22 protein-coding genes are annotated in these 25,836 nt (G+C 66.9%); 10 read left to right on the top strand and 12 right to left on the bottom strand.

All coding sequences use genetic code 11. The annotated features are described in order from the left end of the window. The first annotated feature begins 50 nt into the window (after positions 1-50). The gene (locus WV31_RS17640; RefSeq protein WP_085374798.1) at positions 51-1,055 is read left to right on the top strand and encodes a cysteine synthase A; all 1,005 of its coding nucleotides are present in this window, start codon (positions 51-53) and stop codon (positions 1,053-1,055) included. A gap of 45 nt (positions 1,056-1,100) precedes the next feature. Next, the gene (gene sseA, locus WV31_RS17635; protein WP_085374797.1) at positions 1,101-1,955 is read left to right on the top strand and encodes a 3-mercaptopyruvate sulfurtransferase; all 855 of its coding nucleotides are present in this window, start codon (positions 1,101-1,103) and stop codon (positions 1,953-1,955) included. A 60-nt stretch (positions 1,956-2,015) separates the two neighbouring features. On the opposite strand, the gene WV31_RS17630 is transcribed toward sseA, so the two are convergent. Then, a complete protein-coding gene (locus WV31_RS17630) occupies positions 2,016-3,722 on the bottom strand; it encodes a diguanylate cyclase domain-containing protein (RefSeq protein WP_085374796.1) in 1,707 nt (568 codons plus the stop codon). 348 nt (positions 3,723-4,070) lie between these two features. Further along, positions 4,071-4,472, bottom strand: a complete 402-nt coding sequence (locus tag WV31_RS17625) for a hypothetical protein (RefSeq protein WP_085374795.1) — start codon at positions 4,470-4,472, stop codon at positions 4,071-4,073. 376 nt (positions 4,473-4,848) lie between these two features. Between WV31_RS17625 and metC the strand changes: the two genes are divergently transcribed. The 4 genes from metC to WV31_RS17605 all read left to right on the top strand — a co-directional run bounded on the left by metC (position 4,849) and on the right by WV31_RS17605 (position 8,504). Next, complete coding sequence (metC, locus tag WV31_RS17620) at positions 4,849-6,021, top strand: cystathionine beta-lyase (RefSeq protein WP_085374794.1); 1,173 nt, start codon at positions 4,849-4,851, stop codon at positions 6,019-6,021. Beyond that, positions 6,006-6,584: a DUF1007 family protein gene (locus tag WV31_RS17615; RefSeq protein WP_085374793.1), complete on the top strand. Its 579-nt coding sequence runs from the start codon at positions 6,006-6,008 to the stop codon at positions 6,582-6,584. The genes metC and WV31_RS17615 overlap by 16 nt, the downstream gene beginning before the upstream one ends. After that, positions 6,575-7,510, top strand: a complete 936-nt coding sequence (locus WV31_RS17610; RefSeq protein WP_085374792.1) for a nickel/cobalt transporter — start codon at positions 6,575-6,577, stop codon at positions 7,508-7,510. Before WV31_RS17615 ends, WV31_RS17610 begins: the two co-directional genes overlap by 10 nt. 259 nt (positions 7,511-7,769) lie before the next feature. Next, positions 7,770-8,504, top strand: coding sequence for a DUF6901 family protein (locus WV31_RS17605; RefSeq protein ID WP_085374791.1), 735 nt, complete (start codon positions 7,770-7,772; stop codon positions 8,502-8,504). Between the two features lie 145 nt (positions 8,505-8,649). Here WV31_RS17605 and sugE read toward each other — a convergent pair whose 3' ends face one another. The 7 genes from sugE to WV31_RS17570 all read right to left on the bottom strand — a co-directional run bounded on the left by sugE (position 8,650) and on the right by WV31_RS17570 (position 15,108). Further along, entirely contained in the window at positions 8,650-8,964 is a 315-nt protein-coding gene (sugE, locus tag WV31_RS17600) for a quaternary ammonium compound efflux SMR transporter SugE (RefSeq protein ID WP_085374790.1), read from the bottom strand. A gap of 84 nt (positions 8,965-9,048) precedes the next feature. After that, entirely contained in the window at positions 9,049-10,050 is a 1,002-nt protein-coding gene (locus WV31_RS17595) for a peptidoglycan -binding protein (RefSeq protein WP_085374789.1), read from the bottom strand. Positions 10,051-10,053: 3 nt separating this feature from the next. Beyond that, positions 10,054-11,202 (bottom strand): flagellar motor protein MotA, encoded by a 1,149-nt coding sequence (locus tag WV31_RS17590; RefSeq protein ID WP_085374788.1) that lies wholly within the window; start codon positions 11,200-11,202, stop codon positions 10,054-10,056. Between the two features lie 103 nt (positions 11,203-11,305). Beyond that, positions 11,306-12,556 (bottom strand): OmpA family protein, encoded by a 1,251-nt coding sequence (locus tag WV31_RS17585; protein ID WP_085374787.1) that lies wholly within the window; start codon positions 12,554-12,556, stop codon positions 11,306-11,308. Positions 12,557-12,635: 79 nt separating this feature from the next. Next, the gene (locus tag WV31_RS17580; RefSeq protein ID WP_085374786.1) at positions 12,636-13,433 is read right to left on the bottom strand and encodes an inositol monophosphatase family protein; all 798 of its coding nucleotides are present in this window, start codon (positions 13,431-13,433) and stop codon (positions 12,636-12,638) included. Between the two features lie 3 nt (positions 13,434-13,436). Next, positions 13,437-14,003 carry an elongation factor P gene (efp, locus tag WV31_RS17575; protein WP_085374785.1) on the bottom strand — a complete coding sequence of 189 codons (567 nt, stop codon included), beginning with the start codon at positions 14,001-14,003 and terminating at the stop codon, positions 13,437-13,439. Positions 14,004-14,076: 73 nt separating this feature from the next. Continuing rightward, positions 14,077-15,108: a lysine-2,3-aminomutase-like protein gene (locus WV31_RS17570; RefSeq protein ID WP_085374784.1), complete on the bottom strand. Its 1,032-nt coding sequence runs from the start codon at positions 15,106-15,108 to the stop codon at positions 14,077-14,079. A gap of 26 nt (positions 15,109-15,134) precedes the next feature. Here WV31_RS17570 and epmA point away from each other — a divergent pair, with 26 nt between their 5' ends. Continuing rightward, the gene (epmA, locus tag WV31_RS17565; RefSeq protein ID WP_085374783.1) at positions 15,135-16,181 is read left to right on the top strand and encodes an EF-P lysine aminoacylase EpmA; all 1,047 of its coding nucleotides are present in this window, start codon (positions 15,135-15,137) and stop codon (positions 16,179-16,181) included. A gap of 132 nt (positions 16,182-16,313) precedes the next feature. Here the strand turns inward: epmA and WV31_RS17560 are convergent, their stop codons facing one another. The 3 genes from WV31_RS17560 to gph all read right to left on the bottom strand — a co-directional run bounded on the left by WV31_RS17560 (position 16,314) and on the right by gph (position 19,928). Further along, positions 16,314-16,700 carry an RrF2 family transcriptional regulator gene (locus WV31_RS17560; protein WP_085374782.1) on the bottom strand — a complete coding sequence of 129 codons (387 nt, stop codon included), beginning with the start codon at positions 16,698-16,700 and terminating at the stop codon, positions 16,314-16,316. A gap of 33 nt (positions 16,701-16,733) precedes the next feature. Then, positions 16,734-19,187: an EAL domain-containing protein gene (locus WV31_RS17555; protein WP_237051351.1), complete on the bottom strand. Its 2,454-nt coding sequence runs from the start codon at positions 19,185-19,187 to the stop codon at positions 16,734-16,736. Between the two features lie 78 nt (positions 19,188-19,265). Then, a complete protein-coding gene (gph, locus tag WV31_RS17550) occupies positions 19,266-19,928 on the bottom strand; it encodes a phosphoglycolate phosphatase (protein WP_168185980.1) in 663 nt (220 codons plus the stop codon). Positions 19,929-20,022: 94 nt separating this feature from the next. Here gph and glmU point away from each other — a divergent pair, with 94 nt between their 5' ends. The 3 genes from glmU (at position 20,023) to WV31_RS17535 (ending at position 25,810) form a co-directional block, all read left to right on the top strand. Continuing rightward, the gene (gene glmU, locus WV31_RS17545) at positions 20,023-21,372 is read left to right on the top strand and encodes a bifunctional UDP-N-acetylglucosamine diphosphorylase/glucosamine-1-phosphate N-acetyltransferase GlmU (RefSeq protein ID WP_085374780.1); all 1,350 of its coding nucleotides are present in this window, start codon (positions 20,023-20,025) and stop codon (positions 21,370-21,372) included. Between the two features lie 6 nt (positions 21,373-21,378). Next, complete coding sequence (gene glmS / locus WV31_RS17540) at positions 21,379-23,202, top strand: glutamine--fructose-6-phosphate transaminase (isomerizing) (RefSeq protein ID WP_085374779.1); 1,824 nt, start codon at positions 21,379-21,381, stop codon at positions 23,200-23,202. Positions 23,203-23,356: 154 nt separating this feature from the next. Next, positions 23,357-25,810 carry a sensor domain-containing diguanylate cyclase gene (locus tag WV31_RS17535; RefSeq protein ID WP_145980901.1) on the top strand — a complete coding sequence of 818 codons (2,454 nt, stop codon included), beginning with the start codon at positions 23,357-23,359 and terminating at the stop codon, positions 25,808-25,810. Positions 25,811-25,836 lie beyond the last annotated feature (26 nt).

The raw sequence follows: 25,836 nt of genomic DNA, 5'->3' as shown, positions 1-25,836 counted from the left end.
TCGACTAGCTACATTGTTCTAATGGTAATTAGATGGAAACTACACAGGCCATGACGGACATTCGCGACGGATTTCTCGACACCATCGGCAACACCCCGCTGATCCGCCTGAAGCGCGCATCCGAGGAAACCGGGTGCGAGATCCTGGGCAAGGCGGAATTCCTCAATCCCGGCGGCTCGGTCAAGGACCGCGCCGCGCTGGCCATCATCCGCGACGCCGAGGCCAAGGGCCTGTTGAAGCCGGGCGGCGTGATCGTCGAGGGCACGGCGGGCAATACCGGCATCGGGCTGGCCCTGGTGGCCAATGCGCTGGGCTACAAGACGGTCATCGTCATGCCCGAGACCCAGAGCCAGGAAAAGAAGGACATGCTGCGGCTGGTGGGCGCCGACCTGCGTCTGGTCCCGGCGGTGCCCTACGCCAATCCCGGCAATTACGTCCGCTATTCCGAGACCCTGGCCAATGAACTGGCCAGGACCGAACCCAACGGCGTGCTGTGGGCCAACCAGTTCGACAACACCGCCAACCGCATGGGCCATTTCAACACCACCGGCCAGGAGATCTGGCGCCAGACCGACGGCAAGATGGATGCCTTCACCTGCGCGGTGGGCACCGGCGGCACCCTGGCCGGCACCGGCATGGCGCTGAAGGAGCACAACAGGGACATCAGGATAGTTCTGGCCGACCCCATGGGCTCGGCGCTCTTCAACCACTATGCCCATGGCGAGCTGAAGGCCGAGGGTACCTCCATCACCGAAGGCATCGGCCAGGGCCGCATCACCCGGAATCTGGAGGGTGCTCCCATCGACGATCAGGTGCAGGTCACCGACCACGAGGCGCTGCCGCTGATCTTCGACCTGGTCAAGGGCGAAGGATTGGTTTTGGGAGGATCGAGCGGAATCAACGTGATGGCCGCCATCAAGGTGGCGCGCATATTAGGACCCGGACACACAGTGGTGACAGTGCTCTGCGATTATGGTACCCGCTATCAAAGCAAGCTGTTCAATCCGGCCTTCCTGCGCGAGCGCGATCTGCCGGTGCCCGATTGGCTGGACTGAGCGGCGACGAAACAAGAGCAAACCCGCAAGGGGGGACATAAGAGCATGAGCTATCCCAATCCGGACGCCCTCGTCAGCACCGAATGGCTGGCCTCGCACCTCTCCGCGCCCGACGTCCGCGTCGTGGACGCCAGCTGGTACACGCCGGCCCAGAACCGCAACGCGCGCGAGGAATATGACGCCGAGCACATCCCCGGCGCCGTGTTCTTCGACATCGACGAGATCGCCGACACGGATTCGACCCTGCCGCACATGCTGCCCGCGCCGGAGAAGTTCTCCTCCAAGGTGCGCAAGCTGGGCCTGGGCAACGGCAACAAGATCGTGATCTATGACGGCTCGGGCTTCACCAGCGCCGCGGCGCGCGCCTGGTGGATGTTCCGCACCTTCGGCCACCGCGACGTCTCGGTGCTGGACGGCGGCTTCCCCAAGTGGCTGCGCGAGGGCCTGCCCGTGGAGGATCTGCCCCCCGTTCCCCGCACCCGCCACTTCATCAGCCACTACAACCACCTGCTGGTCCGCGACCTGGACCACATGAAGGCCAATCTGGAGAACAGGCGCGAGCTGGTGATCGACGCCCGCGCGCCCGCCCGCTTCAAGGGCGAGGCGGCCGAGCCGCGCCCCACCAAGCACCAGGGCCATATCCCCGGCTCGGTCAACGTCCCCTTCGCCGACCTGATCGACGAGAAGACCCGTTGCATGCTGCCCGCCGACCAGTTGAAGGCCCGCTTCGACGCCGCCGGCATCGATCCCAAGCAGCCGCTGACCATCACCTGCGGCTCGGGCGTCACCGCCTGTACCGTGGCGCTGGCGCTCGACCTGCTGGGTCACAAGGACGTGGCGGTCTATGACGGCTCCTGGGCCGAATGGGGCAACCGCGACGACACCCCCATCGAGAAATAGGGTTTCCCGGCCGACCGGTCGGCCGATGAAAGCCCCCGCCTCCCGGCGGGGGCTTTTTCGTTACGACGCCAGGGCGCCGTCGGTCATGGGAGTGGCCAGGGTGACGCCGTTGCGCCCCGCCTGCTTGCGCCGGTACATGGCCGCGTCGGCGGCAAGGATCAGGTCCTCGGACGTGTCGCCATGGGCGGGATAAAGCGCGATGCCGACGCTGGCCCCGATATGAGCGGTGGCGTTGCCCACCACGAAGGGATCCGACATCCGGGCGACGATCTTCTCGGCGATGGCCTGGGCATCGGATTCGCGATGCAGGCAGGAAATCACCACCGCGAATTCATCACCGCCCAGCCGCGCCACCAGATCGTCGGCGCGGACCACCTCGTGCAGGCGCTTGGCCACGGAAGCCAGCACCGTATCGCCGGCGGCATGCCCCATGGTGTCGTTGACCTGCTTGAACCCGTCCAGATCCACATAGAGCAGGGCGACCTGGTCCCGGTTCTCGCGGGCCTCGGCCAGGGTCATGGCCAGCGAGGCCTCGAAATGGGAGCGGTTGGCCAGCCCCGTCAGGGCGTCATGCTCGGCCTGCCAGCGCATGCGGGTCTCGCGGCGCTTGCGTTCGCTGATATTGCTGAAGGTGGCGACGTATCCCGTGGCCCGGCCCTCGCGATCCCGGATGGCGGTGATCGACAGCCATTCGGGATAGATCTCCCCGCTCTTCGAGCGGTTCCAGATCTCGCCGCTCCAGGCGCCGGTGGCGGCCAGCTGCGTCCACATGGCGGCGTAGAACGCCTCGTCATGCCGGCCCGAGGCCAGAATGGAAGGAGACCGCCCGATCACCTCGTCCGGACCATAGCCGGTGATGTGGATGAAGGCGGGATTGACCAGCTTGATGTGATTGCGGGCGTCGGTGACCATCACCGCGTCGTTGATCAGGTTGAAGACGGTGCCGGCCTCGCGCAGGACGGAATCGTGGGCCTCGCGGAACTGCTCCTTCTCGGCCAGATGGCGCTTGAAGGCGGCCATGGCGCGGATCAGTTCGCCCACCTCGTCGGCGCGGCCGGTCTCGTTCACCGTCACGTTCTGCCCCGACGCCAGCCGGGTCATGTGATGGGTGATGGCCGAAAGCGGCCGGGTGATGGTCGATGCCACCAGCCAGGCCACCGCCGAACTGATCACGGCAGCCAGCAGGGCGAACCAGCCGAAGCGCCGGGCGACCTCGGAATAGGCGGCGTCGATGTCGTCCACGTAGATGCCCGATCCCACCGTCCAGCCCCAGGGGGCGAAGCCCTCCACATAGGAGACCTTCAACTGGGGCACGTCGTCGTTGGGCTTGGGCCATTTGTAGGCCAGGATTCCGCGGCCGCTGCCGGCGCTGATGCGGTTGAACTCGCGAAACAGTGGACGGCCGTCCATGTCGCGGATGTCGTCCACGTTGCGCCCCACCATGCTCTCGATGGGATGGGACAGCACGACGGGGCGGGAATCGTTGACCCACACATACTCGTCAGGGCCGTAGCGGAGCGTGTCCACCGCCCGAAGCGCCATCTTCTGCGCCGCGTCGGAGGGAAGGATGCCGTCCTTCTCCATGGCGTAAAAGCGGGCGATCTGGGTCAGCGCCCCTTGCACCATGATGCGGCTTTGGCTTTGGCGCTCGGCCATCAGGCGGTCGCGGATCTCGTGCAGCGCATACAGCGACACCCCGCCCAGCGCCGCCAGAAGAATGACGACGATCAGGGACAGACGGGCGCCGATGCGCAAATTGACGATCACTGAGATGCTCCCGGAATGCATCTTCTTTGAAGTGCCGCAGAATACACACCAAGTGATGGAAGTTAAGCCCTTTCTGACCTCCCACCCCCCCTATCAAAAGGCAATATGCTTGACCTATAATGTATAACGCAAGTTGGGCAGCGCCAAACACCTTATTGTTTTGGAATGATTTTTCACCTTCCCTCCACTCAGAGAGCCATATACGTTGTATTACCTATGCTTAAACCAATGGATTTAGTACTCCAAAAAAACAAACCCTAAGGGGATTTCTCCCCTCAGGGTCTTCGCGACACCACCTTCAGCCCACAACCGGACCCGAAACCGCGCCCTGGCCAATGGTTCGGACGGTCACATCCTTATCTTGTCCAGCGCGGTCTGGGTCGCGGCGGCCTTCTCCCGCGCCTTGGCCGGATCGGGTTCGGCGACACCGTCCCTGGCAATCTTCAGCACCGCCTGCAGCGCCGGCATCTTGTCCATGGGGGCATCGGGAATGGCCCCGAAGCCCTGGTCCTTGCACGGATTGGCTTGGGCGGCGTCGTATCCTTCGCCGGCCGGGCCGACCAGGCAATTGATCACATGCTGGAGATGCCCCTTCACCATCTTAGGCTCGGCGGCGGCGGCGGCCATGCCCGCATGGGCGGCGGCGGTGGCCACCTGAGCCTTGGAATCGCCCGCCAGAGCGGGAACGGCGGAAAACACGGTTAGCCCGGCCACCATCACGATGGCCGGCACGACGCACATGCGGTTCATGGCCCAATCTCCCCAGAAATACCCCCAACCATTTTATGACTTATGTCATGCGACGCCCTATTTCAACCCGCCTATACACCGGTATAGGGGGAGCACGCCGCCGCCTCGAAAGAATGTTCATGACAACTTGATGCCCGGCCGAATCGCGTCCATATTTGAAAGGACGGAAAGTAGAGGAGATGTCCCATGCGTAACCGGAAGGCCCGTGCCCGCGTTGCCACGCAGGACAACTCCCATCTTGTGTTGGCCGCCTTCGCCGCCCTGGCGCTGCTGGCCGCCGCCGCCCTGTCCCTGGCGGGCTGACGCGCGAAATTCCTTGGCTTGAGGGGCTTCGGCACGGCACCATGCCCGCCCCAGTTCGCTCGGCCGGAATGACATGAAGAAATCCACCCGCATCCTGCACGCCGGCCGCAAGCCGGAAGCCTTCCACGGCGCCGTCAATCCCCCCGTCTATCACGCCTCCACCATCCTCCACCCCTCGGTGGAAGCCATGGAGAAGAGCGGCAGGACGCCGTTCGAGGGCGTGCGCTACGGCCGTTTCGGCACGCCCACCACCTTCGCGCTGGAAGAGGCGGTGGCGGAGTTGGAGGGCGGGCACCGCACCGTCGCCACCTCGTCGGGGCTGGCGGCCATCACGGGGGCGCTGCTGGCCTTCTTGAAGGCCGGCGACCACCTGCTGATGGTCGATACCGCCTATTTCCCCACGCGGAAGTTCTGCGACACCGTCCTCACCGGACTGGGCGTCGAGACCACCTATTACGACCCGCGGGTCGGCGCCGGCATCCAGGCGCTGCTGCGCCCCAACACAAGGGTGGTGTTCACCGAAAGCCCCGGCTCGCTGACCTTCGAGGTCCAGGACATCCCGGCCATCGCCCAGGCGGCCCATGCGGCCGGCGCCATCGTCATGATGGACAACACCTGGGGCGTGCTGCACTTCCAGCCCTTCACCAAGGGCGTCGACATTTCCATCCAGGCGGCCACCAAGTACATCGTCGGCCATGCCGACGCCATGCTGGGCACCATCACCGCCGCCACGCCCGAGCTGTGGCTGCAGGTCAAGACGTCGCTGGCCGCCTTCGGCCATTCGCCGGGCACCGAGGAGATGTATCTGGGCCTGCGCGGCCTCAGGACCCTGCCCGTCCGCCTGCGCCAGCATTCGGAAACCGCGCTCCGCCTCACCCGGTGGCTGGCGGCGCGGCCCGAGGTGGACAGGGTGCTCTATCCGCCGCTGCCCTCCGATCCCGGCCACGACTTGTGGCGGCGGGACTTCACCGGCGGCTGCGGCCTGTTCGGGGTGATCCTGAAGCCCGCCTCCAAGGCGGCGGTGGATGCCATGCTGGACGGCTATTCCCACTTCAAGCTGGGCTTCTCCTGGGGTGGGTTCGAAAGCCTGGTGATCCCCACCTCGGGGCATTCCATCATCCGCACCGCCACCGACTGGTCCCCCGCCGGGCCCAGCTTGCGCTTCCACGCCGGGCTGGAGGATGCCGACGACCTGCTGGAGGATCTGGAGCGCGGTTTCGGGCGGCTGGCATGCGCCGCCTCCTGATCCTGCTTCTCCTGGCCCTGCCCGGACCGGCGCTGGCCCATCCCCATGTGCTGGTGGACGTCCACGCCCTGGTGGAATTCAAGGACGGCAAGATCGTCAGCCTGTTCATGGGCTGGAAGTTCGACGCGGTGTTCAGCGCCTCGCTGCTCAAGGATTTCGACAAGAACAAGAACAACCGCCTGGACCCCGACGAGATGAAGGATCTAGAGCGCGAGGCCTTCCGCGACACCAAGCCGCAAAGCCATTTCACCTATGCCCGCATCGGAGCCGACCCGGTCGTCTGGCCGGACGCCACCGACTTCAAGGTGATCGCGGTCAAGGACAGCCTGATGTACGCGTTCCGCCTGCCGCTCCCCCGTCCGGTGGACCCGCGCCGGGAATCCTTCAGCTTCACCACCTATGAAGAGACCTTCTACATCGACATGGACTTTCCCACCGACAACGCGGTCACCCTGAACGGCGAGGGATCGGCCGGCTGCAAGGCGACCATCGCGCCCGACCACGGCAACACCATCTTCGGCGGCGCGGTGACACCCAAGCGGGCCACGGTGACATGCGGCTGATCGTCCTTGTCCTGTCGCTGGTGCCCGCCGCTGCCTGGGCCGCCCTGGTGCCGGGCGCGCAAGCGCCCGCCCCCGGCTCCGACCTGCCCGAGCCGCTGCGTTCCATCGCCGCCTGGGGCTTCGCCCTGCAGCGGCAGCTGACCGGACAATTGCGCGAGCAGCTGGCGGTGATGAAGGAGACCGGATCGTGGGAGCCGGCCGCCACCATCATCCTCGCCGCCTTCCTCTACGGCGTGTTCCATGCGGTGGGGCCGGGCCACGGCAAGGTGGTGATCGGCGGCTGGTTCGCCACACGGCGCGCCCGCGTCGTCCACGGCCTCGCCGCCAGCCTGATCGCCGCCATGGTCCAGGCCGGTTCGGCCATCCTCGCCGTGGGCGTGCTGGCCGGCATCCTCAGCCTTGCGCCGCGCACCGTATCGGCCGGAGCGGCCTGGCTGGAGGCGGGGTCCTTCGCCATGATCGCCGCCATCGGCGCCCTGATGACCTGGCGGACGCTCACCGGCAAGGGCTGCGGCCATGATCACGGACACGCCCACCATCACCACGACGGCGCCTGCTGCGGCCACCATCATCATCACCAGGACGGGAAGACCGAGCGCAACGCCCTGTTCGCCATGGCGGCGGCGGTGGGCTTCCGCCCCTGCTCGGGCGCCATCCTGGTTCTGCTGTTCTGCTTCGCCAACGGCATGATCCTGATCGGCGTGCTGGCGACGCTGGCCATGGGCGTCGGCGTGGCGGTCACCGTGGCCGCCATCGGGCTGGGGGCGCTGGGCCTCAACCGGCTGGTGGAACGGGGATTTGGCGAATCCAGCCTGGGCGGACGCATCCGTTTCGCCCTGGCCCTGGCCGGGGCCTTGTCCATCACCGGGCTGGGCCTGGTGCTGCTGGCCGGCACCTTGATCAACGGACCGACAGCGGCCGGATAAAATTTCCAGAATTCGTCAATCACGTCACAACCTGTTTACATCATCCGATTACAGGGTGGATACGCTTTTTATTCCGGTTATTTCAATCACTTGCCCTCACATGCCGAATCGGCGGAGCTCTCAGGGCATGCGGCGATGAATACCTTCGCATAGGCTGGATTCCGAACGGATTAAGGGGGCTGCCTGATTGTTGAGCAGGCGGCAACAAGCCTAGACTCCAATCATCGCATTTGGGATTCACCGGCGATTGGAGACGGCCATGGCCCCCCTGGATTGCACCATGGATCAGACTTCGAAGATCAGCTGCAAGCAGATCAGCTACCGCTTCTTCACCGGGGCGCAGGCGCCGCTGAAGGCCGATCTGTTCTTCGACCGCAAGACCTTCCGTCTGGACATCCCCCCCACCGCGCCCAAGCCCGACTGGGCCCGGCTGGACCATCACCGCTGCCCCAACTGCACGCTGTCCGACGATTGCGCCTATTGCCCGGCGGCTCTGGGCATCGCCATGTTCCTGCCCACCTTCAAGGACAGTGTCTCGCACACCAAGGCGGTGGTCGAGGTCGATACCGAAAACCGCACCATCGTCAGCAAGACCACCCTGCAGGCGGGGCTGGGCTCGCTGATCGGGCTGGTCTGCGCCACCTCGGGCTGCCCGCTGACCCGTTTCCTGCGCCCCATGGCCCGCTTCCACCTGCCGTTCGCCGACGAGCAGGAGACCCTGTTCCGCTCGTTCTCGTCCTGGCTGTTGTCGGCCATCGTGCAGCAGCGCATGACCGGCACCGACGGCCCGGTGACCCTGGACGGGCTGAAGCAGCACTACCAGGACCTGTCGGTGATGAACTCGCACCTGGCCGAGCGCATGCGCAACTCGGTCAGCCGCGACGCCCTGTTGAACGCGGTGATCATCCTCGACCTGTTCGCCCAGATCGCGCCGGACAACATCGACGGCGGCTTCGAGGACATCCTGGACGCCTTCACGGTCGAGGACGAGTAATCACCGACCTGTCATCCCGACGCCCGGAGGGTGGAGGGATCTCGTCCCGGCACGGATTTTCGGAACCGGTACCGCCGGTGCAGGCGGAGATCCCTCGGCTTCGCTCGGGATGACATCAGGCGTCGGGCAAAGGCCGGCGGCGTGATCACGCTGCCAATTTAAGGCCCATGATCCCCGCCACGATCATGGCGATGCAGGCCAGGCGCAGGGCATCGGCGGGCTCGGCGAACAAGATGATGCCGGCGATCACCGTTCCCACGCTGCCGATGCCGGTCCACACCGCATAGGCGGTCCCCAGCGGAAGGGAGCGCATGGCCATGCCCAGCAGCACCACGCTGCCCACCATGGCGGCCCCGGTCAGCACCAGGGGGATGGGCCGAGACAGCCCGTCCACGTATTTCAGCCCCACGGCCCAGCCGATTTCCAGCAATCCGGCCTGCAGAAGAAGAATCCACGGCATCTCGCAATGCTCCGCATGACCCGGGCCGTCCCGGACGATGAGGGATAAGGGGCGCGGGTCGTCCCGGCCCTAACGCTGCCAAGCCTACCGCTGATCGAACCTGATCTCGATCCGGCGGTTCTTTGCGTAGGCGGCCTCGGTCTTGCCGTTGTCCACCGGCTGGAACTCGCCGAATCCGGCCGCGGCGAGGCGATCCTTGGGCACGCCGTCGGCGGCGAGCGCCCGCAGCACCGTGATGGCGCGCGCCGTGGACAGTTCCCAGTTGGAGGGGAACTTGCCCGAAGTGATGGGGCGTTTGTCGGTATGGCCGTCGACGCGCAGCACCCAGTTGAGGCCCTTGGGCATGCCGGCGCTGATCTCGCGCACGGTGGCGGCCAGCTTGCTCACCTGCTCGCGCCCCTCGGGGCCGAGATCGGCCGAGCCGGTCTCGAACAGCAATTCCGACTGGAAGACGAAGCGGTCGCCCTCGATGCGGATGCCGGGATGGTCGCCCAGCACCTTGCGCAGGCGGCCGAAGAATTCCGAGCGGAACTTCTGCAGTTCCTCCACCTTGCCGGCCAGCGCCACGTTGAGCCGCTTGCCCAAATCCGAGATCTGGGCCTTCTGTTCCTTGTCGCGGGCTTCCGAGGCTTCCAGCGCGGCGGTGAGGCGGGCCAGTTCGTCCTTCAGCGCCGCCATCTGCTGGTTGAGCAGGGCCAGCTGGGCGCGGCCCTCGTCCGAGATCTTCTTCTCGGCGGCCAGTTCGGCCTCCTTCTCGTCCTTCAAGGCCAGCAGCGCCGCCATGTCCTGGTGAACCCCCGCCGCCCAGGCCTCCATCTTGGCCTTGTCCGCCCGGCTGCTTTCCAACTCCAGCTGCAGGGCGGCGTTGGCCTTGGTCTGCAGGTTGAGCTTCTCGGCCAGGGCGGCCATCTCGCGGCCCAGATCGTCCAGGGCCTTCTGGCGGCCCGACAGCGCCTGGCCCAGGAAGAACTGGGCCAGCACGAAGATCATCAGCAAAAAGACGATGACCATGATCAGCGTCGCCAGGGCATCGACGAAGCCGGGCCAGATATCGACGGAGCGGCGGGCGCGGCGGGCCAGAGGCATGGATCAGCGCTCCAGCGGTTCCTCGGCGATGGCGGCGATGGTGCGCGCCAGCAGCCGGATCTCGTTGCGCAGCTCGGCGGTCAGCTGGTCGCGGCTGGCCACCGTCTCGTCCACCAGCCGCTTCATGCTGCCGTCCAGGCTGCGCAGATGGTTACGGCTGGCGTCGTCCATGCCGCCGCCGGCGCCGCCCTCGACCATGCGGGCCATCAGGGCGCGAGTCTCCAGCTGCCCTTCGCCCAGCTTCAAGAGCAGCGACTGCTCCACCTTCATGTGATCGGTCAGCGCCGACAACTTCTCGGTCAGCAGGGTGAGCGAGGCGTTGACGGCGCCGCGATTGTCCTCGCCCCGGGCGATCACCCGCTGGAGATTGTCGAGGGAATCGGCGGTCTGTTCCAGCAGCGCCTGGATATAGGCGGGCACCGATTGGCCGGCGCCGCCTTCCTCGACCGAGCTCAGCGGGCCGCCGGAGCCCAGGCGGGTCTGCCCGGCCAGCCATTCCTCCAGCTCGTTGTAGAAGGCGTTCTGCGCCTGACCGGCATTGAGGTCGAGGAAACCCAGCGCCAGCGACCCGGCCAGGCCGAACAGCGAGGTGGAAAAGGCGGTGCCCATGCCGGCCAGGGGCTTGGCCATGCCCGCCTTGAGGCCCTCGAAGGCCGCCGCCGGATCCGCGCCGCCGATGGCCAGCGAGGCGATCACCTCGCCCACCGAGCCCACCGTCTGCGACAGGCCCCAGAAGGTGCCCAACAGGCCCAGGAAGATCATCAGCCCGACCACGTAGCGCGACAGGTCGCGCTGCTCCTCCAGACGGGCGGCGATGGAATCCAGCACCGAGCGCAGCGCCATGGCCGACAGGCTGAACCGTCCCTGGCGCTCGCCCATCATGCCGGCCATGGGGGCCAGCAGGCGCAGGCGCCCCGACAGGGCGGGCTGGCCCTTGCGCCAGTTGTCCAGCCACTCCACCTCGGGGGTGAGCAGCATCACCTGGCGGAAATTGAGCACGATTCCCACCAGGAACACGCCGAACAGCAGGGCGTTCAGCGCCGGATTGTGGGCGAAGGCCGCCATCAGCCCCTCGTGCAGCAGCGCCGCAAGGGCGGCGACCAGCACCAGAAAGGCGGCCATGCGCAGCAGGTAGCGGGTGGGACGGATCATGGGCGGCTCTCGATCAGGCGACAGGCGGTCTGGCGGCAGGCGGGCAGTCCCGCGCGCCGCTCACCCTGGCACGCGATCATGTCCGAAATACGGCGGGCAGCCCCTAGCGCGCCACCAGCATGGCGTCGACGCGGTCGGCGGCGCCGCTCTCCACCTTGTTGCCCAGCGCGCGGACCTCGATGCGGGTGGAGCGCACGCCCATCTCCATCAGGTACTTGCGCACCTCCAGCGCGCGCGACAGCGACAGACGCCGCGCCTTGCTGGCGTTGGCCTCGTCGCCGGCGGCATAGGCCAGCAGTTGCAGGTTCAGGCTTTCGTCCTTGTCCATGCGCTGGGCCAGGCGGTCCAGTTCGGCGCGGGCCGATTCCGGCAGATGCGAGCTGTCGGTGGCGAAGGGCACCGTCAGGTTGTCGCCCTTGCGGCTGGGCTGGGCGGGCGGCAGGGCCGCCAGTTGGGGCGCCGGCGCAGGCGGGGGAGCGACCACCGGAGCGGGCGGCGCAACCACCGGAGCGGGCGCGACCACCGGCGGCGGGGCCACGGGCAGCGGCGGAGCCATGGGCGGAGCCTGTACCACGGGGGCGGGAACCACCGGCATGGGCGCGGGCGCGGCGGGCGCCGGAGCCGAGACCGGGGCCGGAGCGGCGGCGGGCGGCGGGGTCTTGACGAACTGCACCGCCGAGGCGGGTTCCGGCGCCTTGACCGGCTCGGGAACCTTGGGGGCCTCGACCACCTTGGGCGGTTCGACCTTGACCGGCTCGGCCTTGGGAGGTTCAGCCTTGGGAGGTTCGGGGGCCTTGGACGGCTCGGGCTTCACCGGCTCGACCTTGGCGGCAGCCTTGGGCGGCGGCGGAGGCACCTCGGCCGCGATGTCGGGCTTGGCCGGCTTGGGAGCGGGACCCGATGCCTTGGGGGCCTCGACAACCTTGACCGGCTCGGCCTTGACCGGCTCGGGGGTCTTGGGGGGCAGGGCGGCGGGAATCTCGGCCTTGGGAGCAGGCGCGGTCGCGGCGAGCTCGGCCTTGGGCTCGGCCTTGGGCTCGGCCTTGGGCTTGGTCGTGACGGCCTTGGGCGCGGCGGCCTTGGGGGCCGCCTCGACATAGGACTTGAACGCGCCGGCCTTAGGGGAGGCGGGCCGTGCCACGGGGCGTGGAGCGGTCCCGGGAATGGCGGCCGAGGGCGGACGGGTCACCAGGCCCGGCAGGGTGGGTTCCGGCCCCAGCTTGTCCAGCACGTCCCAGTTGACGTCGACGCTGGGGCGATACTCACCCACCACCACCTGGGCGGATGCGGGCGCGGCCGCGACGGAAACAAGCGCTCCCAGCGCCAGCAACGCGACGTTTCTCCCCCTGATCATCACGTCCCTCTCCCGGCTGGAAGTCCCTCGTTCTTTTCGTAATCAAGGAATCTAGCCGAACGCGAGTCCGGCCACAACCCTATCCCCGCGCCGCTTTCAGCAGTTTCAGCAGCGGCTGGTGCAGATGGTCGTTGGCGGCCAGCACCTGGCCGTTGTCCAGCATCTTCGAGCCACCCTGGAAATCGGTGACGTAGCCGCCGGCTTCCTTGACCAGCACGATGCCCGCCGCGATGTCCCACGGCTGGATGCCGGTTTCCCAATAGCCGTCGCAGCGCCCGGCCGCCACATAGGCGAGATCGAGAGCCGCCGAACCGAAACGGCGGATTCCCGCCACCTGGCCCATCACCGCGCCCAGCTCCTTCAAGAAGACCTCGTGGCCCGGGCGGCCGTGGAAGGGAATGCCGGTGGCGATCAGGGTGTCTTCCAGCTTGCGCCGGGCGGAGACCCGCAGGCGATGCTCGTTCAGGAAGGCGCCGGCACCCTTTTCCGCATGGAACATCTCGTCGCCCAGCGGCTGGTAGACCACGCCGGCGAAAAGCTCACCGTCACGCTCCAGCGCGATGGAGATGCAGAAATTGGGGATGCCGTGCAGGAAGTTGGTGGTGCCGTCGATGGGATCGATGATCCAGCGGTGGCTTTTGTCGTCGCCGGCGACCTCGCCGCCCTCTTCCAGCAGGAAGCCGAAGCCGGGACGGGCCTTCTTCAGCTCGGCACGCAGCGTCTTCTCGGCCTTCAAGTCGGCCGAGGACACGAAGTCGGCGGGGCCCTTCTTGGACACCTGCAGCTGCGCCACCTCGCCGTAATCGCGGACGAGGTTGCGGGCGGCCTTGCGGGCCGCCCCCATCATGACGTTGAGCAGGGCGGAGCGAATGATCACCGCTTAGCCCTTGAACCGCTCGACATAGGTGCAGTCGGCGGTGCTGACGATGATCACCTCGCCTTCCTCCAGGAAGGGGGGGACCAGGATCTTCATGCCGTTTTCCAGCTTGGCCGGCTTGTAGGACGACGACGCGGTCTGGCCCTTCACCACCGGATCGGCCTCGACCACCTTCATCACCACCTTTTCCGGCAGGGTGATGGAGACGGGCGAACCCTCGACGAAATCCACCTCGACCACCATGCCGTCCTGCAGGAAGCCGATGGTGTCGCCCAGGGTGTCGTTGGGCATGGTGAACTGCTCGAAGCTCTCGGAATCCATGAAGGTCATGATGGAATCGTCACGGAACAGGAACGTGCATTCCTTGGCCTCGACGTTGCACTTCTCGACGGTGTCTGCGGTGCGCCAGCGCTCGTTGGTCTTGTTGCCGGTGCGGATGTCGCGCATTTCCACGGTGATGAAGGCGCCGCCCTTGCCGGGCTGGACGATCTGGATCTTCAGCACGGCGTACTGGCGGCCGTTATGCTCGAGAATGTTGCCGGGGCGAATCAGGTTGGCGTTGATCTTCATGGGAGTTCCAACAGGGCTTAAGGAAATTGGCGCGGACCCTATCAGGTCGCCTGGGGGAAGGCAAGAATAGCCGTCACCCCGGGAGATAGGGGTGTTCGCCGCCCTGGGGATCGGTCACCGTCGCGCCCTCCCCATCCCAATAGCCGGGCCCCACCGGCACCTTGCCCGCGCCGCCGGGGATGTCGAGCACATAGGTGGGCTGGGCGATGCCCGACAGGCGGCCACGCAAGGTGCGCATCAGGGCCTGGCCCTTCGCGATGGTCGGGCGGAAATGGCCGGTGCCGGGCGCCAGATCGGGGTGGTGCAGGTAATAGGGCCGCACCCGGTTGCGCACCAGGGCGCGGAACAGCTCTTCCAGCGTTTCGACCGTGTCGTTGACGCCCTTCAGCAGCACGGTCTGGGACAACAGCGGCACGCCGGCGCGGGCCAGAAGCCCAAGTCCGGCGCAGGCGGCGGGGGAAAGCTCGCGCGCGTGGTTGACGTGGACGGCCAGCCATACCGGCTTTTCGCCGTCCCCCAGCAGGCGGGCCAGGGCGGCGGTGATCCGCTTGGGGTCGCTCACCGGCACGCGGGAGTGGATGCGGATCAGGTCCACATGGGGAATGGCCCGGATGCGGGCCAGCAGCGCCCCCAGACGGGTCTCGCCCAGCATCAGCGGGTCGCCGCCGGTCAGGATCACCTCGCGGATTTGGGGCCGCTCCGCCACATAGGCCAGGGCGGAATCCATCTCCGCCTCGGTCATGGTGGCCTCGGCATCGCCCACCCGCGCCCGCCGGAAGCAGAAGCGGCAATAGACCGGGCAGACCAGCAGCGGCGTCAGCAGCACCCGGTCGGGGTAGCGGTGGACGAGGCCCTTCACCGGGCTGTAGGCTGCGTCGCCGATGGGGTCGGCCCGTTCCTCCGCCGTGGTGACCAGTTCCTCGGCCGAGGGCACGTATTGCCGGGCGATGGGGTCATGGGGATCGGCCGGGTCGATCAGGTCCGCCACCGCCGGCGTCAGGGCCACGGCATAGGCGCGGGCGACCTCGTCGACCGCCCGGGCATCGGAGATCAATCCGGCGTCGAGCAGGTCCTGGGGCGTGCGAAGGGTGCGGCGGCGGGACATGGGGTCCCTAGATAGAGGAAAAGGCCATGGCAGGTAAAGAATGGTGGCGGCCCGAGGTGTTCGCGGCGCGGCGCGGCAATCTGGAACTGCGCGCCCGCGTGCTGGGCGCTACCCGCGCCTTCTTCGCCGCCCGCGACTTTAGGGAGGTAGAGACCCCCTGCCTGCAGGTCTCGCCCGGCCTGGAGCCCCACCTCAAGGCCTTCGCCACCGCGCTGGCCGATCCCTATGGCGGGCCCGACCGGCCGCTCTATCTCCACACCAGCCCGGAATTCGCCATGAAGAAGCTGCTGGTGGCCGGAATGCCGCGCCTCTACCAACTGGCCCGGGTGTTCCGCAATGCCGAGCGCTCGCAAACCCACCATCCCGAATTCACCATGCTGGAATGGTATCGGGCCGGAGCCTCCATCGCCGACCTGATGGCCGACACCGAAACCCTGGTACAGGACTGCGCCAGGGCCGCCGGGGTGGAAACGCTGCGGCGGGAAGGACAGGAATGCGATCCCTTCGTCCCCTGGCGGCGGCTGTCGGTGGCCGAGGCCTTCCGTGAATACGCCGGCATCGACATCCTGGTCACCGCCCCCGATCCCTGGTCGCCCGACCGGTCGGTCCTGGCGGCCGAGGCGGCGCGCATCGGCATCTCGGTCAGCCCGTCCGACACCTGGGAGGACATCTTCTTCAAGGTGATGCTGGACCGCGTCGAGCCCCATCTGGGCTTCGACCGACCGGTCATACTTCATTCCTATCCGGTGTCCATGGCGGCACTGTCGCGCCCGTCGCCCGCCGATGCAAGGGTGGCCGAGCGCTTCGAGGCCTATGCCTTGGGGGTGGAACTGTGCAACGCCTTCGGCGAGTTGACCGACGCGGGCGAACAGCGCCGCCGCTTCACCGCCGACATGGACCTGAAGCAGCGCCTCTACGGCGAGCGCTACCCCCTGGACGAGGACTTCCTGTCCGCCCTGGAGTTCGGCATGCCGGATTCGGCCGGAAACGCGCTGGGTTTCGACCGGCTGGTCATGCTGCTGGCCGGGGCGGAGCGCATCGACGAGGTTCTGTGGGCGCCGGTGGCGGGCTGAGTGTTTTTCATTGTCATCCCGAGGCGTAAGCCGAGGGATCTCCGCCTGCTCTGACAGGGCCAATTCTGAAAAGCCGTGCCAGGACGAGATCCCTCCTCCCGCAGGTCGTCGGGATGACAGACGAGTGCCTCGCTAAACCACATCCGCCAGGGTCTTGCCGTCGAACACGGCCAGGAAGGCGGCCAGGGCGTCGTCCACCAGGCTGCGCAATTTGCATTCCACGATGGGGCAGGTGTCGCAAGGCTCGTGGCAGGGCAGCAGGGCCAAATTCTCCTGCTGGCGGAACAGATGGCCCAGTTGAATGTCCCGGGGCTCGCGACCCAGGCGCAGTCCGCCATGCTTGCCCCGCACCGTCTGCACGTGTCCCAGATCGGCCAGGGAGCGGACGATCTTTTTCAGGTGCTCGGCGGAGATGCCGTAATACTCCGCCACCTCGCGCACCGTCACCACCCGGTCGCGGTGGCGCGACAGGTAGATGAGCAGACGGATGGAAAAGTCGGTGAACTGCGTGATCTTCATGATGATGCCGCCCGGGATTGAACACCCATGGTGCTACAGGCGGCCGACCCGTTCAACGACCTTGGCGACCAGACGGGTGATTTCGCCGCCCTCGCCCTCGGGCGCCAGCGCCTCCAGATCGCCCAGCAGGGTATAAAGCGCCTCCTCGCCGAACATGCCGCATTTGCCCCGCATGGCGTGGGCGTGATCGGTGAGCCGGGCGCGGTCGCCCGCCTCGGCCAGGCGGCGCAGAATCTCCTGGTCCTTCAGCATTTCAGCCAGGAACGAGGGAAGCAGGTGCTCCAGCCCGGCGGGAATGTTGATGCCCGCCGCCAGTCCCGGCGCCTCGGGCGCGGCGTCGATTTCGGTGGGCGGCAGCATCTCGGCCATGGCGGCCAGCAGGTCCGAGCGGGAAATGGGCTTGGCGAGGAAGCGGTTGAAGCCGGCGTCGATGGCCCGTATCCGGCTGGCCTCGGAATCGTCGGCGGTCAGGGCGATCAGCGGCACCGCCGGTAGTCCGTGGGTCTCCTCGAACTGGCGGATGGCCTTGGCCACCTGGAACCCGTCCACCTCGGGCATGCAGAGGTCGAGGACCACCAGCTGATGGCGGTTGCCGCCGTCGGGGCGCACGGCGGTGGCCTTGGCGACGGCCTCCGCCCCGCCCGACGCCTCGTCGATGACGCAGCCGGTGCCGTCCAGGAAATCGCGGAACACCAGACGCACCAGTTCCATGTCGTCGGCGAACAGCACCCGGATTCCATGGGGCGCCACGCCGGACACGCCGCTGGGATGGGGCAGGCCGTGGCGCCCCAGCACGAATTCGCGGAAGCGCGGCCCGGACAGCGGCGGCGAGAAGAAATAGCCCTGGGCCACATCGCAGCCCTGATTGGTGATGAAATCCAGCTGCTCCTGGGTCTCGACGCCCTCGGCCACCACTTCCAGGTGCAGCGAGTGGCCCAGCGCGATGATCGCCTCGACCATGGTGGCGTCGTCGGAGCGCTCCCCCATGTCGGCGATGAACGAGCGGTCGATCTTCAGCACGTCCACCGGGAAGCTTTTCAGGTAGGACAGCGACGAATAGCCGGTGCCGAAATCGTCCACCGACAGGCTGACGCCCAGGCTGCGGATGGCCTCCATCTTGGCCAGGATCTCCTCGCCGTTGGAGAGCAGCAGCCCCTCGGTAATCTCCACCGTGAGCAGCCAGGGCGGCAGGCGGGTCTCGTCCAGGGCGCGCTTGATGATGGAGACGATGTCGCCCTGCTGGAACTGCCGGGGCGAGATGTTGACGGCGATGTTGATGTCGCCCAGGCCCATGCCCTGCCAGACCAGCGCCTCGCGGCAGGCGGCGGTGATCAGCCATTCGCCGATGGGGCGGATCAGGCCCAGTTCCTCGGCCAGGGGGACGAACTGGTCGGGGCTGACCACGCCGAGATAGCGGTTGTGCCAGCGCAGCAGCGCCTCGGCGGCGTTGACCTTGCCCGTCTTGACGTCCACCAGGGGCTGGAACACCAGATGGAACTCGCCCTGGGCCAGGGCGCCCGACAATTCGTCGGCCAGCTTGGAGCGGGCCTGGGCGCGGGCGTCCATGGCCGGGGTGAAGAAGCGGAAGGTGTTGCGCCCGGCCTGCTTGGCCTGCTGCAGCGCCGCCGTGGCGTTGCGCATCAGGGCCTCCACGTCCTCGCCATCGCCCGGCCACAGGCAGACGCCGATGGAACACGAGATCAGGATGTGGTGATGCTCGACCACGAAGGGTTCCTGCAGCGCCTCGAGCACCGAGCGGACCACCGCCTCTACTTCCGAGGTGGAGCGCACGCCCGAGAGCACCACGGTGAATTCGTCGCCGCCGAAGCGCGCCGCCGTGTCGCCCTGGCGCAGGCAGCTCTGGAACCGCCGGGACGCCTCCTGCAGCACCTTGTCGCCGATCCAGTGGCCCAGCGAATCGTTGATGTTCTTGAAGCCGTCCAGGCCGATGAACAGCATGGCCGCCTTGGAGCCCTCGCGCCCGGCCAGGACCAGGGCCTGCAGCAGGCGGTCGAGGAACAGGTTGCGGTTGGGCAGTTCGGTCAGCGGGTCGAAATTGCTGCGTTGCCACAGTTGCTCGGCCGTCTCGCGCGCCTCGGTGACGTCGCGGAACACGGCGATGCGGCGGTCGACCGCTCCATCCGGGCCGCGCTGGCTGGTGATGGACAGCCACAGGCGGATGGGGCGGCCGTCCTTGTGGCGGTCGATGACGTCGCCCTGCCACCGGCCATGAGCCGAGAGATGCTGCCACATCTCGTCGTAGAAGGCGCGGTCGTGGAACCCCGAGCTCAGCATGTGGGGATCGTTGCCGATGGCTTCCTCGGCCGTATAGCCGGTGATGGCGGTGAAGGCGGGATTGACGGCGATGATGCGGTTGGCCGAGTTGGTGGCGAAAATACCCTCGCAGGCATTGTCGAACACCGCCTGGTACAGCGACAGGCGCTCCACCTGCTGCGACAATTCCTCAACCCGCCGCTCTTGCGGCATACCCTTACCCTCGACCACGGCGCCCCCGACTATCGGCTGGGGAGAGCATGGCCCCGAACCTCTTTCAACGCAAGAGGGCTACCCCAGCAGCAGGCGGGAAAGATCGCGGAAGTCGTCGACGATCCAGTCGGCGCCCAAATCCGCCACCGGCCCGTGGCAATAGCCGAAGGACAGCGCCACGCTCCGCACTCCGGCCCGTCTGGCCGACACGATGTCGTTGGTGGAATCGCCCACCATCACCGCAGCCCCGGCCGCCACCCCCAGATGGTCGAGGATGCAGGTGACATGGGCGGGGTCGGGCTTGATGGCGGGTGCGTCGTCGGCGCCCACCACCAGATCGAACCAGCGTTCCAGATCCAGCGCCGCCAGGATCTCGGCGGTGGCCCGCGACGGCTTGTTGGTGCACACGGCAAGGCGCAAACCGGCGGCCTTCAACTCGGCCAGGGTCTCGGGCACGCCGGGCCAGGGCACGGTGTTCTCGGCCGAACGCGGCTCGTAATCGGCCAGGAAACGCTCGAGATACGGCTCCACCTCGGGGCCCGGCATGCCGCCGGTGGCCATGAACACCCGGGTCACCAGGGTGCCCGCCCCGTCGCCCACGAAGGACATCACCGTACGGTCGTCCAGGGCTCCGCGCCCCTCGCCGGCCAGCAGCCGGTTGACCGCCGCCACCAGATCGGGAAGCGAATGAATCAGGGTGCCGTCCAGGTCGAACAGCACCGCCTGCAATCCCATGCCCATTGAAACCTTCCGCAACAAAGATTGACTTGGCCCGCTCGGGCCTTTTGTGGCACCTTCCGGCCACAACCGCAACAGATTGGGTCCAGCCCGCATCATGGCTTCCGCCAAGCTCGCCGTCATCGTCCTTGCCGCAGGCCAGGGAACGCGCATGAAGTCGTCGCTGCCCAAGGTGATGCATCCGCTGGCGGGCCGTCCCATGGTCAGCCACCTGCTCGACACCGTCTCGGGCCTGGCGCCCGACCGCATGGTGGTGGTGGTCGGCCCCGACATGGACGTGGTGAGCAGGACCGTCGCCCCCCATCCCACGGTGATCCAGACCGACCGGCTGGGCACCGGCCACGCCGTTCTCCAGGCCAAGGCGGCGCTGGGTCCGTTCGACGGCGACGTGCTGGTGCTTTATGGCGACACGCCGCTGATCACCCGGGCGACGCTGGAGCGCATGCTGGCCGAGCGCAGAGGCCCCCGCGACCCGGCGGTGGTGGTGCTGGGCTTCAAGCCCGACGACCCCGGCCATTACGGAAGGCTGGTGGTGGGCGCCGAGGGGCTGAAGGCCATCGTGGAATACCGCGACGCCACCCCCGACCAGCGCGAGAACCCGCTGTGCAATTCCGGCGTGATGTGCATCGACGGCAACCGCCTGTGGAGCCTGATCGAGCGGGTCGACAACAAGAATTCCAAGGGCGAGTACTACCTGACCGATATCGTCGCCCTGGCCCGCGCCGACGGCGCCACCTGCTCGCACGTGGAGGGCGATCCGGCCGAATTGCTGGGCGTCAATTCCCGCTCGGAACTGGCGGTGGCCGAATCCCTGGTTCAGGCCCGCCTGCGCGAGGCCGCCATGGAGGGCGGCGCCACCCTGATCGACCCCGCCACCGTGTGGCTGTCGTGGGACACCAAGATCGGTCGTGACGTCACAATCTGGCCGCACGTGGTGTTCGGCCCCGGCGTCACCGTGGGCGACAACGTCGAGATCAAGGGCTTCTGCCATTTCGAGGGCTGCACCGTGGAAGACGGCGTCGCCGCCGGCCCCTTCGCCCGGCTGCGCCCCGGCGCCGAGATCGGCGAGAACGCCCATATCGGCAATTTCGTCGAGGTGAAGAAGGCCACCATCGAGAAGGGCGCCAAGGTCAACCACCTGACCTATATCGGCGACGCCCGGGTGGGCGCCGGCGCCAATGTGGGCGCGGGCACCATCACCTGCAATTACGACGGCTTCAACAAGTCGTTCACCGATATCGGCGCAGGCGCCTTCATCGGCTCCAACACCTCGCTGGTGGCCCCGGTGAAGATCGGCGACGGGGCCGTGGTGGGCGCCGGCTCGGTGATCACCAAGGAGGTGACCGAGGGCGCGCTGGCGGTGGCGCGCGGCTCGCAGATGGAGCTGAAGGGCTGGGCCGACCGGTTCCGCGCCCAGCAGGCCGCCAAGAAAGCGAAGAAGGACTAGACGCCCATGTGCGGCATCGTCGGCATCATCGGCAAGCAGGAAGTCCCCTCCCTTCTGGTGGAGGGATTGCGGCGCCTGGAATACCGCGGCTACGATTCGGCCGGCATCGCCACCCTGGTGGACGGCCGGATCGAGCGCCGCCGCGCCGAGGGCAAGCTGGCCAACCTGGAAGCCCTGCTGCAGACCAAGCCGGTGGGCGGGCTGATCGGCATCGGCCACACCCGCTGGGCCACCCACGGCGTGCCCAACGAACGCAACGCCCACCCCCACGCCACCAGGCGGGTGGCGGTGGTCCACAACGGCATCATCGAGAATTTCCACGAACTGAAAGCCGAGCTCACCGCCAAGGGCCATGCGTTCGAAAGCGACACCGACACCGAGGCGGTGGCCCAGCTGATCGACCATCACCTGGGGCTGGGAATGAGCCCGGAGGACGCCACCGCCAAGGCGCTGGAGCGCCTGCAGGGCGCCTTCGCTCTCGGCATCATCTTCGCCGGGCGGCCCGACATGATGATCGCGGCGCGCCAGGGCTCGCCCTTGGCCATCGGCTATGGCGCCGGCGAGATGTATCTGGGCTCCGACGCCCTGGCGCTCGCCCCACTCACCCAGAAGATCAGCTATCTCAACGACGGCGACTGGGCGGTGCTGACCGCCGAATCCGTGACCGTCCGCGACCGCAGCGGCGCGGTGGTGACCCGCGAGGTGCGCCAGACCCAGTTCTCGGGGGCCATGATCGGCAAGGGCGAGCACCGCCACTTCATGCTGAAGGAAATCTTCGAGCAGCCGGAAGTGGTGGGCGGCACGCTCAACACCATGCTCAATCCCGCCGACCGCACCATCACACTGCCCAAGCTGCCCTTCGATTTAAGCGCGGTGAAGCGGGTGCGGATCATCGCCTGCGGCACCTCATACTATGCCGCCTCGGTGGCCAAGTACTGGATCGAGAAGCTGGCCCGCCTGCCGGTCGAGGTGGATATCGCCTCGGAATTCCGCTATCGCTGTCCGCCCATGGAGGCCGACGGCCTGGCCATCTTCATCTCGCAATCGGGCGAGACCGCCGACACCCTGGCCGCGCTCCGCTATTGCCGCGAGCACGGCCAGAAGACGCTGGCCCTGGTCAACGTGCCGGAAAGCACCATCGCCCGCGAATCCGAGGCCGCCCTGCTGACCATGGCGGGCCCCGAGATCGGCGTGGCGTCGACCAAGGCCTTCACCACCCAGCTGACCGTGCTGGCGTGTCTCGCCATCGGCATGGGCCGCGCCACCGGCGCCCTGTCGGCCGACGCCGAGGCCGAAATCTGCCGCTCGCTGTCCGAGATTCCGGCCCGCATCGCCGAGGTGCTGCGCCGCGACGACGACATCCGGGTCATCGCCCAAGGCATCGCCGAGGCCCGCGACGTGCTCTATCTCGGGCGCGGCACCGGCTATCCCATCGCCCTGGAAGGGGCGCTGAAGCTCAAGGAAATCAGCTATATCCACGCGGAAGGCTATGCCGCCGGCGAGCTGAAGCACGGCCCCATCGCCCTCATCGACGATTCGGTCCCCGTCATCGTCATCTGCCCCACCGACGAGCTGTACGAGAAGACCGCCAGCAACGTCCAGGAAGTGGTGGCCCGCGGCGGCCGCGTGGTGTTCTTCTCCGACAGGGAAGGTATCGACCGGCTGTCGGCCAAGGCCTTCTCCTCCATGGCCCTGCCTGCCGTCGACCCCATCGTCGCCCCCATCCTCTACGCCATCCCGGTGCAGCTGCTGGCCTACCACGTGGCCGTCGCCAAGGGCACCGACGTGGACCAGCCGCGCAACCTGGCGAAAAGCGTCACGGTGGAATAGAGCGAAACGCAGCGCAAACAGCCCGCGCCGGCTCGGCGAGGCGCCGGTTGCGTCTTCACGCCAAGGGGTGAAGGCGATAAGCTGCGGCAAGCATGGAACATGACCTAAGTCATAGCCCCTTCCGAGGTCGCGGAGGGAGACCGCGTTGCCGCCCTTGAACGCATTCAGATTTTCACACCTGCTGATCAGCGGCGCTGCCCTCACGACTTTGTGCCTGCTGATCCATTTCGGCGTGACGACGGAGCGCGGGCGGCGGGACCAGGAATTGCGGGCCGATGTCGGTCGGGCTGCGCTGGCGCGTTTGGCCCGGCTGGAAGCCGAATTGAACGCCAATGTCTTTCTGGCCAACGGCATGGTCGCTCATATCGTGGCCCAGAACGGCGTCATGGGGGACAGCGCCGACCGTGCGCTTCAGGCGCTGCATCAGTACGGCCGCCATATCCGCAATATCGGCATCGCCCCCGACAACCGGATCTCCCGGGTCTTTCCCCACGAAGGGAATCAGGCCGCCATCGGATTGTACTATCCTGATATTCCCAGCCAATGGCCGAGCGTGCAACGCGCCATCGAGACCCGCTCCACGGTCCTGGCCGGACCGGTGAACCTGCGCCAGGGGGGGACGGGCGTCATCAGCCGGACTCCGGTCTTCTTCGCCGATGGCCGCTACTGGGGCGTCATCAGCATCGTACTCGACCTGGACGACATCTTATGGTCCGCCGACCTGAAGATGGAAGAGCGCGGCATCAGTTTCGCCCTGCGCGGCGTGGACGGCAAGGGTGCGAACGGTGTGGCCTTCTTCGGCGACGAACGCCTGTTCAGAGAGGACGCCCTGCTGTTCGACGCCCACGTCCCCGGCGGGACATGGCAACTGGCGGCCATGCCGACAACGGGATGGCATGGCGACACCGCCGCCCTCAACCTCTTGGAAGCCGGAGCGATCGCCCTGTCTCTGGCCTTGTCCTATGCCCTCTTCGCCTATCTGCGGAACCTGGAGAGACTTCGGGAAAGTGAAAGACGGACCGCCGCCCTGATCAACGCGTCCCTGGACGCCGCCTGCCTGCTGGCGCCGAATGGTACCGTCCTGGCCTGCAACCAGGCACTGGCTTCCCGCTTTCAAAAGATTCCGGACGATCTGATCGGAAAATGCGTTTACGACTTCTTCCCAGATCCAGTCCGCAAGAATCGCCGGGACGCGGTGAATGCCGTCGTTGCCAACGGGCGGCCGAAGCACTTTCCCGACCAGCGCGACGGGCTGTTTCTCGATAACTCCATCTATCCCATCACCGATGCCCGCGGCACGGTCTCGCTGGTGGCGGCCTATTCCCGCGACGTGACCAGCCATGTGACGCTGCAGCAACGTTATTTCGACAAGATGCAGCAATTGGACACCATCCTGGCCTGCTCCAGTATCGGCATCGCCCTGGTCAAGAATCGCCAGCAGGTCTGGTGCAACCAGGCCATGTCGGACATTTTCGGCCACACCGTCGAGGAAATGAACGGCCAGAGTACCCGTATGTTCTACCCCAGCGACGAGGCCTACGAGCAACTGGGGCGAACCGCGTACGACGCCCTGCTCCGGGGTGAGCGCTACGGTGTCGAGCGGCAGATGCGCCACAAGGACGGGCACCTTCTCTGGGCGCGCATGTGGGGAAAGCTGCTGACGCCCGACGACCCCGCCGGCGGCAGCATCTGGACCTTCGAGGATGTTAGCGAGCGCAAGGCGGCCGAAGCTCAGAGCGCCCTGGCCGCCAGGGTGTTTCACGAGGCGTCCCAGGGCATCATCGTCACGGATCCCAGGGGTACGATCCTGACAGTCAACGAAGCCTTTACCCGGATCACCGGCTATGACCGCGAGGAGGCCGTGGGCCAGACGCCAAAGCTTTTGAAATCGAATCACCAGGATCAGTCCTTTTACCAAGCCTTCTGGCGCAAATTGACCGAGGAAGGGCGCTTCGAGGGCGAGTTGTGGAACCGCCGCAAGAACGGCGAAGCCTTCCTGGTCTGGCAGACGGTGTCCGCCATCCAAGACTCGGACGGCAAACCCCTGCATTACGTGGCAATGTTCAGTGACGTCACCGAGCTTCGCCGGGACGACCAGCGCATACGGCATATCGCCTTCCACGACGCCCTGACCGACCTGCCCAACCGGACCCTGCTCCGCGACCGCCTGGAGCATGCGTTAGCGACTGCGGTGCGCGCCCGTTCGCCGGTCGCGCTGATGTTTCTGGACCTGGACGGTTTCAAGGCGGTCAACGACACCCTGGGCCACGAAATCGGTGACTTCGTCCTCAAGGAGGTCGCGGTCCGCATGGTGGATTCGGTGCGCACCACCGACACGGTGTCGCGCCTGGGCGGAGACGAGTTCGTGGTGCTGCTGGAAAATCCCAACGGCCGCGACGAGATCATCGAAATCGCCAACCGCATCATCGCCGCCATCAACCGCCCCATGGTCTTTGGCGACAAGGTGGCACGAGTGGGCACCTCCATCGGCATCGGCCTCTTTCCCGACGACGCTGACGATGCAGAGACGCTTCTCACCAATGCCGACGCAGCCATGTACGTTGCCAAGAAATCCGGCAAGAACGACTACCGCTTCCATTCGCATTGAGGCTCCGCGGGCCACGATCCGAGGGA

It is taken from the genome of Magnetospirillum sp. ME-1 (genome assembly GCF_002105535.1).
Lineage (GTDB): Bacteria > Pseudomonadota > Alphaproteobacteria > Rhodospirillales > Magnetospirillaceae > Phaeospirillum.
This window is presented reverse-complemented; position numbering and strand designations above follow the sequence as displayed.

What these genes read in the sequence shown, in the direction of transcription:
- WV31_RS17610 (WP_085374792.1), top strand. Translation starts at nt 6,575, where the DNA reads ATGCGGCTGATCGTCCTTGTCCTGTCGCTGGTGCCCGCCGCTGCCTGG.
- sseA (WP_085374797.1), top strand. Translation starts at nt 1,101, where the DNA reads ATGAGCTATCCCAATCCGGACGCCCTCGTCAGCACCGAATGGCTGGCC.
- WV31_RS17595 (WP_085374789.1), bottom strand. Translation starts at nt 10,050, where the DNA reads ATGCCTCTGGCCCGCCGCGCCCGCCGCTCCGTCGATATCTGGCCCGGC.
- epmA (WP_085374783.1), top strand. Translation starts at nt 15,135, where the DNA reads ATGGCAGGTAAAGAATGGTGGCGGCCCGAGGTGTTCGCGGCGCGGCGC.
- metC (WP_085374794.1), top strand. Translation starts at nt 4,849, where the DNA reads ATGAAGAAATCCACCCGCATCCTGCACGCCGGCCGCAAGCCGGAAGCC.
- WV31_RS17560 (WP_085374782.1), bottom strand. Translation starts at nt 16,700, where the DNA reads ATGAAGATCACGCAGTTCACCGACTTTTCCATCCGTCTGCTCATCTAC.
- WV31_RS17640 (WP_085374798.1), top strand. Translation starts at nt 51, where the DNA reads ATGACGGACATTCGCGACGGATTTCTCGACACCATCGGCAACACCCCG.
- WV31_RS17615 (WP_085374793.1), top strand. Translation starts at nt 6,006, where the DNA reads ATGCGCCGCCTCCTGATCCTGCTTCTCCTGGCCCTGCCCGGACCGGCG.
- WV31_RS17590 (WP_085374788.1), bottom strand. Translation starts at nt 11,202, where the DNA reads ATGATCCGTCCCACCCGCTACCTGCTGCGCATGGCCGCCTTTCTGGTG.
- WV31_RS17570 (WP_085374784.1), bottom strand. Translation starts at nt 15,108, where the DNA reads ATGTCCCGCCGCCGCACCCTTCGCACGCCCCAGGACCTGCTCGACGCC.
- glmS (WP_085374779.1), top strand. Translation starts at nt 21,379, where the DNA reads ATGTGCGGCATCGTCGGCATCATCGGCAAGCAGGAAGTCCCCTCCCTT.
- WV31_RS17605 (WP_085374791.1), top strand. Translation starts at nt 7,770, where the DNA reads ATGGCCCCCCTGGATTGCACCATGGATCAGACTTCGAAGATCAGCTGC.
- WV31_RS17585 (WP_085374787.1), bottom strand. Translation starts at nt 12,556, where the DNA reads ATGATCAGGGGGAGAAACGTCGCGTTGCTGGCGCTGGGAGCGCTTGTT.
- WV31_RS17625 (WP_085374795.1), bottom strand. Translation starts at nt 4,472, where the DNA reads ATGAACCGCATGTGCGTCGTGCCGGCCATCGTGATGGTGGCCGGGCTA.
- gph (WP_168185980.1), bottom strand. Translation starts at nt 19,928, where the DNA reads ATGGGCATGGGATTGCAGGCGGTGCTGTTCGACCTGGACGGCACCCTG.
- efp (WP_085374785.1), bottom strand. Translation starts at nt 14,003, where the DNA reads ATGAAGATCAACGCCAACCTGATTCGCCCCGGCAACATTCTCGAGCAT.
- sugE (WP_085374790.1), bottom strand. Translation starts at nt 8,964, where the DNA reads ATGCCGTGGATTCTTCTTCTGCAGGCCGGATTGCTGGAAATCGGCTGG.
- WV31_RS17555 (WP_237051351.1), bottom strand. Translation starts at nt 19,187, where the DNA reads ATGCCGCAAGAGCGGCGGGTTGAGGAATTGTCGCAGCAGGTGGAGCGC.
- glmU (WP_085374780.1), top strand. Translation starts at nt 20,023, where the DNA reads ATGGCTTCCGCCAAGCTCGCCGTCATCGTCCTTGCCGCAGGCCAGGGA.